Below are 1,003 nucleotides of genomic sequence, written 5' to 3' on the forward strand. Positions count from 1 at the left end.
TCCGGTGCAATAACCTTCGCTGACGGCCTCGCCATTGGCCAGACTGTCTTCGGGTACGGGCATGGCAAAATCCATGCCGCCAGAGAGTCTGGTTATAGGACGCACCTGCAACAGGAACAGGTGACCCTGATGATCAATGGCAAACTCCACATCCACCGGGCAGAGCAACAGGTCTTCCAGCTTTGTCACCATCTCCCTGAGTGCTGAAACCGTGTCATCACTGAGTCGCTGCCCACCGTCGTCTGGTGGGGCATCTGACTTATAAATGATTGTCTCCGAATAGCCGTTATTATCCGTGTTTTTTTGAAGGATGAATTGACTTGAAACCGTCCCGGGAAAGTATTGAACGCTTTCAGCCCCTTCTTCGCCAGAAATATCGATGCGGTGGGGCGTGTTACCTGACTGTCCTGCCACAACACCCCTGGGCTGACCGGGTGTGTACTCAACCCTGATGGTATCATCCTGAAAGGATTGAAAGCTCATGGCGACCCCGCCATATCGGCAATCAATGCACTGCTGGATGATCAGTGCCATGGTGGGTGGTATCACTCCGGGACAAACTTCAGGCCGGTAACCTGAGGCCATGACCTTGAGACAGGTTCGCAGAACATCCTCTTCTCCCTGAACTTCCGAGAGGTATTTACCTGCCTGGGCATCGCCGTAGTTGTCCTCATTGATGCCAGAACTGCGGATAATCACCGGCTGTGACGTGGATTGTTCTTCAAGCTGACAGCGCAGATTCCTGATGTGGCAGGCTGCCTCAGAATCTTTAACCTGTTCGTAAAAGTCACTACTGACAATGAATTGTGTCAGACCCTCCAGCCATTTATCCATTTTGTTTTTCTCTGATGGTGGCGAGGTATTCAGGTATTCCCTGATTTTTATCAGACTCCACCCTGCTTCCGGTTCAAAGACGATCCCGGGTAGATAGCGGGCTAAACGATGGGAATCCAGAGGGTGTTGTTCAAGCGCATTCATTACCCGGGCTGAAACACATTTGAAC

Annotated in this window: 1 protein-coding gene; it reads right to left on the bottom strand. The window is 51.5% G+C overall.

Translation table 11 applies throughout. From position 1 onward, the window contains the following. Positions 1-1,003 (bottom strand): PEP/pyruvate-binding domain-containing protein (locus KDK18_RS08865; protein WP_257254542.1); only part of this gene is annotated, 1,003 nt, incomplete at both ends.

This window comes from Endozoicomonas sp. SESOKO3 (genome assembly GCF_024606255.1).